Below are 9343 nucleotides of genomic sequence, written 5' to 3'. Positions count from 1 at the left end.
GTGCACCCGAGCGGGGGCCGGGGGCGGACGACGGCGGCGCCGCCACCGGTCGCGGCGGCTGCGCGGGCGCAGGGCGAGGGGTCCCGGCCGGCGCGGGACGCGGTCCGGCCGTGGGGTCGAGCGAGGGGTCGCGGTACGAGCGCCGCGACCGCGACGCGTCGGCCGGCGAGGTCGGGGCGGGCCCAGCGGCGGGCACGGGGCCGCGGGCGGACGGCCCCGGCGTGCCGGCCGTCCAGGAGGGCGTCCCGGCGGGCTGCGGCGACGCGGACGTCCCGCTCGGCGGCGTCACGAGCCGGCTGCGCATCGCCCGGCGCGAGCCCGGCAGGGGCGACTCACCACCCTCTGGCGTCACCGGGGACGACGGTCCGGCGGCGGGGCCGGGGGCCGGCGTACCGCCGTCCAGGGCGGCGCGCTCCATCTCGCGACGGCGGCGGCGCTCTCCGGGTTCACTCATCACGACCTCGATACAACCTGTGCTTGGCGATGTACTGGACCACCCCGTCGGGGACGAGGTACCACACCGGCTCCCCTGCACGAGCGCGGGCTCGCACGTCCGTCGAGGAGATCGACAGCGCGGGGATCTCCAGGACGTCGACCCGCCCCTCGGGCAGGCCGGCGACGGACAACGCGTGCCCGGGACGGGTGACCGCCACGAAGCGCGCCATGTCGAAGAGCTCGGCAGCATCCTTCCACGTGAGGATCTGCGCGATCGCGTCGGCACCGGTGATGAAGTAGAGGTCGGCGTCCGGACGCTCCGCCTTGAGGTCGCGCAGCGTGTCGACCGTGTAGGTCAGGCCCGCGCGGTCGACGTCGACGCGGCTCACCGTGAACCGCGGGTTCGACGCCGTCGCGATCACCGTCATGAGGTAGCGGTGCTCGACCTCGGTGACGACCGAGTCCTGCTTGAACGACGGCTGCCCCGTGGGCACGAACACGACCTCGTCGAGGCCGAAGCGCGCGGCGACCTCGCTCGCCGCGACGAGGTGGCCGTGGTGGACGGGGTCGAACGTGCCGCCCATGACCCCCAGGCGCACGCGACCCTCCGATGCGGGCAGCACCGTCAGTGGCGCGACCCGACGCTGCGGAAGGCGTAGGTGATGAGCAGCAGCGCCAGGAGGCCGACGAAACCGCCGATGCCGAAGACGGCGGGCGGGAAGGGGAGCTCGGTCCCGTGGGCTGCGGCCTCCTCGGCCGCGGCGATCAGGGTGGCGTGCACGTCGTCCTCCTGGTGTCGTCGCGTGACGGTGCTGTACCCCGGAACGGTGCCGGGTCCTGCGTCGCGGTGACCGGTCGAGCCCCGTGGGCGGACCGCGCCGCGGCCCCCCAGTGTCGCACGGGTGGCGCGGCCCGGCGGGCACGTCAGCCGCGCACGTGCCCGTCCCCGTGCACGACCCACTTGGTCGTGGTGAGCTCGGCGAGCCCCATCGGGCCGCGGGCGTGCAGCTTCTGCGTGGAGATGCCGATCTCTGCGCCGAGCCCGAGCTGGCCGCCGTCGGTGAACCGCGTCGAGGCGTTCACCATCACCGCGGCCGAGTCGACCTCGGCGACGAAGCGCTCGCTCGCGGCGAGGTCGCGCGTGACGATCGCCTCCGTGTGCCCGGAGCTCCAGGTGCGGATGTGCTCCAGCGCGGCGTCGAGGTCGTCGACGACACGCACCGCGAGGTCGAGCGCGAGGTACTCGGTGGCCCAGTCGTGGTCCGTCGCGGGGACCACCGCGACGCCGTCGGGTGCGAGCTCCTGCGTGCGCGTGTCGCCGTGCACCGTGACGCCGGCGTCGGCGAGGGCCGTCAGCGCGGACGGCAGGAAGCCGGCCGCCGCGTCCCGGTGCACGAGCAGCGTCTCGGCGGCGTTGCAGACGCCCACGCGCTGCGTCTTGGCGTTGAGCAGGATCGGCAGCGCGACCACGGGGTCGGCGCTCGCGTCGACGTACACGTGCACGTTGCCCACGCCCGTCTCGATGACGGGCACGGTCGACTCGCGCACCACGGTGGCGATGAGGTCGGCGCCGCCACGCGGGACGAGGACGTCGACGAGGCCGCGCGCGTGCATGAGCGCGACGGCGCCCTCCCGGCCCCACGCGTCGATCGACTGCACCAGGTCCCCCGGCAGCCCCTGCTGCTCGAGCGCCCCGGCGAGCACCGCGACGACGGCTTCGTTGCTGCGCGCCGCGGCCGAGCCGCCGCGCAGCACGACCGCGTTACCGCTCTTGAGCGCGAGCCCGGCGGCGTCGACCGTCACGTTCGGACGCGCTTCGTAGATCATCCCGACGACGCCCATGGGCACCCGCAGCTGGCGCAGGCGCAGCCCGTTGGGGAGCGTCGACCCGCGGACCACCTCGCCGACGGGGTCGGGCAGGGCGGCGAGCTCGCGCAGGGCGTCCGCGATGGCGCCGATGCGCGCGGGGTCGAGCGCGAGGCGGTCGAGCAGACCCGCCGACATGCCCGACTCGCGGCCGCGCACAAGGTCCTGCGCGTTCGCCTCGACGATCGCCGGCGCCGCGGCGACCAGCGCGTCGGCCATGGCGTGCAGGGCGGCGTCCTTGGTGGCGCGGGTGGCCGTCGCGAGGCTGCGAGCGGCGACCTTCGCGCGGCGCGCGACCGCGAGCACGCCCTCGGCCGCCGGCGTCGCGGTCGCGTCCCCGGCGGGCGCCGGGACCGCCGCCGTGGCGGTCGACGGAGCTGCGGTCGACGGAGCGGCGGGCTCGAGCGACGTCGTCATGCGCCCAGGGTAGTCCGCGCTCCCCCGCCCGCCGCGGGCGTCCACCTGGCGTCCGGCGGTGCGCCGCGCGGCGCCGCGGTCAGCGCCGGCGGCGCACCAGGACGAGGTCGTCGCGGTGCACGAGCTCGCGGTCGTACCCGGGGCCGAGCGCGTCGCGGAGGTCGCCGGTCGAGCGCCCGAGCAGCTGCGGCACCTCGTCCGCGGCGTACGACACGAGGCCGCGGGCGACGACGGCGCCCGCCGCGTCGACGAGCTCCACCGGGTCGCCCGCCTCGAACGCCCCCTCGACGTCCGTGACGCCCGCCGGCAGCAGCGACGTGCCGCGCTCGACGACCGCGCGCACGGCCCCCGGGTCGAGCACCAGCCGCCCGTGCGTGCGCGCGGCGTGCGCGAGCCAGAGGCGCCGGATCGACGCCCGACGGCCGGTCGCGGCGAACCACGTCCCGACGTCGTCGCCGGCGAGCGCGCGCCCCGCCAGCGCGGCGGACGTGAGGACGACCGGGATGCCGGACTGCGTCGCGATCGCGACCGAGTCGAGCTTCGTGACCATGCCGCCCGTCCCGACGGCGCTGCCGCGCGCGGACACGTCCACGCCCTCCACGTCGGCGGGCCCGCGGACCTCGGCGATCCGGCGCGAGCCCGGCCGCGACGGCGGACCTGTGTAGAGCGCGTCGACGTCGGTGAGGAGCGCGAGCGCGTCCGCGTGCACGAGGTGCGAGACGAGGGCCGCGAGGCGGTCGTTGTCGCCGAACCGGATCTCGTCGGTGGCGACCGCGTCGTTCTCGTTGATGATCGGCACGACGCCCAGGTCCAGCAGCCGGGTCAGTGCGCGGTGCGCGTTGCGGTACTGCCCGCGCCGCCACGTGTCCTCGGCCGTCAGCAGCACCTGCGCGACCCGCAGGCCGTGCGCCGCGAACGCGCGCGTGTAGTGCGCGACGAGCAGCCCCTGCCCCACCGACGCGGCCGCCTGCTGCGTCGCCAGGTCGCGGGGGCGCGCCGCCAGGCCGAGCGGGCCGATGCCGGCCGCGATCGCACCGGACGACACGAGGACCACCTGCGTGCCCGCCGCGCGTCGCTCGGCGAGCACGTCGACGACCACCCGCAGGCGGTCCGGGTCGAGGTGCCCGTCGGGCGTGGTCAGCGACGAGGAGCCGACCTTGACGACGAGCCGGCCGGCGGCGGGCAGCTGGTCACGGCCCAGCAGGGCGGCGGAGGTCACGCGCCCATGATGCCCGCCGCGGGCGCGCGCCCCCGACGCCTTTCCGGCGCGCGGACGCCCGCGCGCCGGCGACGTGCGTCACTCCGGCTCGGTCCAGACGCCCTGCTCGCGCTCCGTCCACAGCTCGGCGCGCGCGGCGGACTTGGCGTCCATGCGCTCCTTGTACTCCTGGCGCTTCTCGCCGCGCGTCGGACGGGAGCGGTCCTCGAGCCGCAGGTCGGTGCCGCGCGGCCCGCCGAGCAGCTCGGACCCCGTGAGCAGCGTCGGCTCCCAGTCGAACACCACCGCGTTGGACTCGGGCCCGATGCGGACCTCGTCGCCCGCGACCGCGCCGGCCTCGTACAGCTTGTCCTCGACGCCCAGCCGCGCGAGCCGGTCCGCGAGGTAGCCGACGGCCTCGTCGTTCGCGAAGTCGGTCTGGCGCACCCAGCGCTCGGGCTTCTCGCCGCGCACCGCGAACCACACCTGCCCGGCGGCCTCGCGGCGCGTCACCGTGAAGCCGGAGTCGTCGACGGCCCGCGGACGCAGCACGACGCGCGTCGGCTCGGCGGCCGGCGCCGCGCGGCGCGCCTGCTCGACGCGCTCGGCGAGCGCGAACGTGAGCGGACGCAGGCCCTCGTGGCTGGCGGTCGAGATCTCGAACACCGGCAGGCCGCGGCCCTCGAGCTCCTCGTGGACGAGGTCCGCCAGGTCGCGCGCCTCGGGCACGTCGATCTTGTTCAGCACCACGACGCGCGGCCGGTCGGCGAGCGGCACGCCACCCGCGGCGACCTCGAGGTCCTCGGCGTACGCGGCCAGCTCGGCCTCGATGACGTCGAGGTCGCTGATCGGGTCGCGCCCCGGCTCGAGCGTCGCGCAGTCCAGCACGTGCACGACGACGGCGCAGCGCTCGATGTGCCGCAGGAACTCCAGGCCGAGGCCCTTGCCCTGCGACGCCCCCGGGATGAGGCCCGGCACGTCGGCGACCGTGTAGCGCGCGTCGCCGGCCTGCACGACGCCGAGGTTCGGCACGAGCGTCGTGAACGGGTAGTCGGCGATCTTCGGCCGCGCGGCGGAGATCGCCGCGACCAGGCTCGACTTGCCGGCACTCGGGAACCCGACGAGCGCCACGTCGGCGATCGTCTTGAGCTCAAGCACGACGTCCGCCGAGTCGCCCGGCTCGCCGAGCAGCGCGAAGCCGGGCGCCTTGCGGCGCGGCGACGCGAGGGCGGCGTTGCCGAGACCGCCGCGGCCGCCCGCGGCCACGACGTAGCGCGCGCCCGCGCCGACCAGGTCGGCGAGGACCTCGCCGTCGGGCGACTTCACGACCGTGCCGTCGGGAACGCCGAGGACGAGATCCTCCGCGGTCGCGCCGCTGCGGTGGTCGCCCATGCCCTGCCCGCCGTTGCCGGCGTGCCTGTGCGGCAGGTGGTGGAACGGCAGCAGGGTCGTGACCTGCGGGTCGACCTCGAGGATCACCGACCCGCCGTTGCCGCCGTTGCCGCCGTCGGGGCCCGCCAGGGGCTTGAACTTCTCGCGGTGGATGGACGCGCAGCCGTGCCCACCGTCACCGCCGGTCGCGTGCAGCACGACCCGGTCGACGAACGTCGCCACGGTGTGTCCTTCCTCGGCGCGTGCGCGCCTGCTCGTCTCGCGCGGGGCCGCGGCGGTCGCGCCGCCCTCTCGCGCTGCCGGTCGGCGGCGGCGTCGTGCCGCCTGCCGTCCCGACGATGGTCACACACGACGAAGGGGCGCACCGCACCGGTGCGCCCCTCCGTCGAGTGCTGTGTGCGTCGCGGCTCAGACGTCCGCCGCGACGATGTCGACGACCTTGCGGCCACGACGCGTGCCGAACGCGACCGCACCGGCGGTCAGCGCGAACAGCGTGTCGTCGCCACCGCGGCCGACGTTGGCGCCCGGGTGGAAGTGCGTGCCGCGCTGGCGGACGATGATCTCGCCGGCCTTGACGACCTGACCGCCGAAGCGCTTCACGCCGAGGCGCTGCGCGTTCGAGTCGCGACCGTTGCGCGAGGAGCTCGCGCCCTTCTTGTGTGCCATGACTGACCTGCTCTCTTGCTGCGGGACGACGGGGAGGTGCCGCTCGCGCGGCCCCGGGTCACTGGATGCCGGTGACCTTCAGGCGGGTCAGCTTCTGGCGGTGACCCTGGCGCTTGCGGTACCCGGTCTTGTTCTTGTACTTGAGGATGTCGATCTTGGGACCCTTCTCGTCCCGCACGACCTCCGCCGTCACGGTCACCGCGGCGAGCGCCGCGGCGTCCGTCGTGACCTTCTCGCCGTCCACGAGCAGGAGAGCCGGCAGCTGGACCGTCGACCCCGTCCCCGCGGAGAGGCGGTCGACGACGACGACGTCGCCGACGGCGACCTTCTCCTGGCGGCCGCCGGCCTTCACGATCGCGTACACCACGTTGCTGCTCATCTCTGCTCGTCGGACCTTCGGTACTGCTCGTTCGGTGAACGTCACCGCCGGTGCCCGCGCACCACCCGGCCACGAGGGCGAGGGGTTCGCGTCGGCGGATCGACGGCGCGTGCACCGGCACCGGGACGCCTGCCCGAGGGGCGTGGACGCACCGGCGCGCACGCGGCGCACCGACGTTCTAGGGTACGGACCCCGTCCCGCCGGGTCAAACCGCCGCGGACGTGCGCTGCCGCACGTCCGCGGCGGACGTCACTCGTCGTCGGCCACCGGGGCGCGGGGCGCGTCGGCGTCCGCGTCGCCGTTGGCGTCGGCGTCCGGCGCCTCGGCGTCCGGCGCGTCCGCGTCGGTCACCGCCGCGTCGGGCGCGTCGTCGTCGGCCGCGTCGTCCGCCGGGGCGTCGAAGACCTCCGGCGCGACGGCGTGCAGCTCCAGGACGGCGTCGTCACCCGGCTCGGCCGCGGCCTCCGGGACGGCGACCGTCTCCGGCGCACGGACCGTCTCCGGCGCCGCGACCGACGCACCGGCGTCGGCGTGCGCAGCACCGGCCGCCCGGCCCGCCCGCCGCGACGCGCGGCGCCGCGGCGAGGCCGCCACGCCCGCGGCGGCCAGCTCGGCCAGCACGTCGAGCGCCGGCTGCGCACCGGCGGGCGCGTCGGGACCGGCCTCGACCACGACCTCGGTCGTGACGTCGAGCACCGTCTCCTCGAGCACCGTCTCCTCGAGCGCGGTCCCCGCCGGCACCGCGCCCTCGGGCGCGTCGCCCTCCCCCGCACCCTCGGCCCGCACCGCACCGACGGCCGTGTCCGCGACGCGGCGCTCGCTCACGACCGTGCGCGTCGTCGTCCCGGCGGCGCCGGGCTCGTGCTCGTGGCTCTGCTCGTGGCCGGCCTCGTGCTCATGCTCGTGGGCGTGCGCCGCGGCCGCCGCGATCGTGGCGAGCGTGGCCTTGACGGCCTCCCGCGCCTCGGGCAGCACCGGCACGGTCGCCGCGGCGGGCGCGGGCTCGGCGGTGCCGCCGCCGTTGCCGCGCTTGCGGCGTGCACGCTTCGACTCGCCCTCGGCGGCCTGCGGCGCACCGGCGTCCGGACGGCCGTTCTTCTCGACCGGGTCGGTGTGCACGACGAAGCCGCGCCCGTGGCAGTGCTCGCACGTCTCGCTGAACGCCTCGACGAGGCCCTGCCCGACGCGCTTGCGGGTCATCTGCACCAGGCCGAGCGACGTGACCTCGGCGACCTGGTGCTTCGTCCGGTCGCGCCCGAGGCACTCGACCAGCCGCCGCAGCACGAGGTCGCGGTTCGACTCGAGCACCATGTCGATGAAGTCGATGACGATGATGCCGCCGATGTCGCGCAGCCTCAGCTGGCGGACGATCTCCTCCGCCGCCTCGAGGTTGTTGCGCGTCACCGTCTCCTCGAGCGTGCCGCCGGCGCCGGTGAACTTGCCGGTGTTGACGTCGACGACGGTCATCGCCTCGGTGCGGTCGATGACGAGCGAGCCGCCCGACGGCAGCCAGACCTTGCGGTCCATGCCCTTGGCGAGCTGCTCGTCGACGCGGTGCACCGAGAAGACGTCCTGCGTGCCCGTCCACTTCGAGATGCGCGCCGCGAGGTCGGGCGCGAGCTCGCCGATGTACGTCGAGATCGTCGTCCACGCCTCGTCGCCCTCGACGACGAGCGAGGAGAAGTCGTCGTTGAAGATGTCGCGCACGACGCGGATGGCCATGTCGGGCTCGCCCTGCAGCAGCGCCGGCGCGGACGCGGTGCGGGCCTTCTTCTCGATGGCCTCCCACTGCCCCTGCAGGCGCACGACGTCGGCGCGCAGCTCCTCCTCGCTGGCGCCCTCGGCCGCGGTGCGCACGATGACGCCCGCCGAGTCCGGGACGACGTCGCGCAGGATCTTCTTGAGGCGCGAGCGCTCGGTGTCGGGGAGCTTGCGGCTGATGCCGGTCATGCCGCCGCCCGGCACGTACACGAGGTAGCGGCCGGCCAGCGTGATCTGGCTCGTCAGGCGCGCGCCCTTGTGGCCGATCGGGTCCTTCGTCACCTGCACGAGCACCGGGTCGCCCGACTTCAGCGCCTGCTCGATGCGGCGCGGCTGACCCTCGAGGCCGGCGGCGTCCCAGTTGACCTCGCCGGCGTACAGCACGGCGTTGCGGCCCTTGCCGACGTCGACGAACGCGGCCTCCATGCTCGGCAGCACGTTCTGCACGCGGCCGAGGTAGACGTTGCCGACCATCGACGACTGCGCCTGGTTGGACACGTAGTGCTCGACGAGGACGCCGTCCTCGAGCACCGCGATCTGCGTGCGACCGTGCCGCTCGCGCACGATCATCGACCGCTCGACGGACTCGCGCCGGGCGAGGAACTCCGCCTCGGTGATGATCTGGCGCCGGCGACCGGCGTCGCGGCCCTCGCGGCGGCGCTGACGCTTCGCCTCGAGGCGCGTCGACCCGCGCAGCGCGGTGACCTCGTCGCCCGCGGTGCGCGCGCGACGGGGCTCCTCCGCGGCCTCGCCCCGGGCACCGCGACGGCGCCGGCGGCGGCGACGGCTCGAGCCGCCCTGCTCGTCGTCGCCCGCGTCCTCGGCGGTGTCGGCCTCCTGCTCGGCGTCCGTGTCGGCGTCGGCGTCGCCGTCGGCGGCGTCCGCGTCCTCGTCGCCCTCGGCACCGGCCGTCTCGGCGCGGCCCCGGCGACCGCGGCCACCGCGGCGGCGGCGACGTCGCGGCGCGCCCTCGTCGTCCTGGTCGCCGTCGGCGTCGTCGAGGTCCGCCTCGGCGTCCGCGGCGACGTCGTCCGCGACGGCGGGCGTCGCGTCCTGGTCGTCCGCCGTGCCGGCACCCGGGTACCCGGTGGTGTCGTCCTGCGCGTCCTGGACAGTGTCCTGCCCGGCGTCCTGCCCGGCGTCCTGCTCGGCGGCGTCGTCGACCGCGCGGCGGCTGCGCCCCCGCCCGCCGCGACCGCGGCGACGCGAGCGGCCGCCCGCCTCGGGCT

8 protein-coding genes are annotated in these 9343 nt (G+C 76.0%); all 8 read right to left on the bottom strand.

From position 1 onward, the window contains the following. Nucleotides 1-446: 446 nt before the first annotated feature. Entirely contained in the window at nt 447-1034 is a 588-nt protein-coding gene (nadD, locus tag AB6N23_RS15285; protein WP_412866859.1) for a nicotinate-nucleotide adenylyltransferase, read from the bottom strand. A gap of 26 nt (nt 1035-1060) precedes the next feature. Then, nucleotides 1061-1216 carry a hypothetical protein gene (locus AB6N23_RS15280; protein WP_166436063.1) on the bottom strand — a complete coding sequence of 52 codons (156 nt, stop codon included), beginning with the start codon at nt 1214-1216 and terminating at the stop codon, nt 1061-1063. A gap of 143 nt (nt 1217-1359) precedes the next feature. Next, nucleotides 1360-2718, bottom strand: coding sequence for a glutamate-5-semialdehyde dehydrogenase (locus tag AB6N23_RS15275; protein ID WP_412866858.1), 1359 nt, complete (start codon nt 2716-2718; stop codon nt 1360-1362). A gap of 79 nt (nt 2719-2797) precedes the next feature. Then, nucleotides 2798-3937 (bottom strand): glutamate 5-kinase, encoded by a 1140-nt coding sequence (proB, locus tag AB6N23_RS15270; RefSeq protein ID WP_412866857.1) that lies wholly within the window; start codon nt 3935-3937, stop codon nt 2798-2800. Between the two features lie 78 nt (nt 3938-4015). Next, the gene (gene obgE, locus AB6N23_RS15265) at nt 4016-5530 is read right to left on the bottom strand and encodes a GTPase ObgE (RefSeq protein ID WP_412866856.1); all 1515 of its coding nucleotides are present in this window, start codon (nt 5528-5530) and stop codon (nt 4016-4018) included. A gap of 186 nt (nt 5531-5716) precedes the next feature. Then, nucleotides 5717-5974 (bottom strand): 50S ribosomal protein L27, encoded by a 258-nt coding sequence (gene rpmA / locus AB6N23_RS15260; RefSeq protein ID WP_378202914.1) that lies wholly within the window; start codon nt 5972-5974, stop codon nt 5717-5719. Nucleotides 5975-6032: 58 nt separating this feature from the next. Then, a complete protein-coding gene (gene rplU, locus AB6N23_RS15255; RefSeq protein ID WP_378202920.1) occupies nt 6033-6341 on the bottom strand; it encodes a 50S ribosomal protein L21 in 309 nt (102 codons plus the stop codon). Nucleotides 6342-6602: 261 nt separating this feature from the next. Beyond that, the coding region (locus AB6N23_RS15250; RefSeq protein ID WP_412866855.1) for an Rne/Rng family ribonuclease at nt 6603-9343 on the bottom strand (2741 nt) is incomplete at its 5' end.

It is taken from the genome of Cellulomonas pasadenensis (genome assembly GCF_047229365.1).
In the GTDB taxonomy this organism is placed as follows: Bacteria; Actinomycetota; Actinomycetes; order Actinomycetales; family Cellulomonadaceae; genus Cellulomonas.
The sequence above is the reverse complement of the archived record's forward strand: the minus strand, read 5'-3'. Positions and strand labels throughout refer to the sequence as shown.

What these genes read in the sequence shown, in the direction of transcription:
- AB6N23_RS15275 (WP_412866858.1), bottom strand. Translation starts at nt 2,718, where the DNA reads ATGACGACGTCGCTCGAGCCCGCCGCTCCGTCGACCGCAGCTCCGTCG.
- rpmA (WP_378202914.1), bottom strand. Translation starts at nt 5,974, where the DNA reads ATGGCACACAAGAAGGGCGCGAGCTCCTCGCGCAACGGTCGCGACTCG.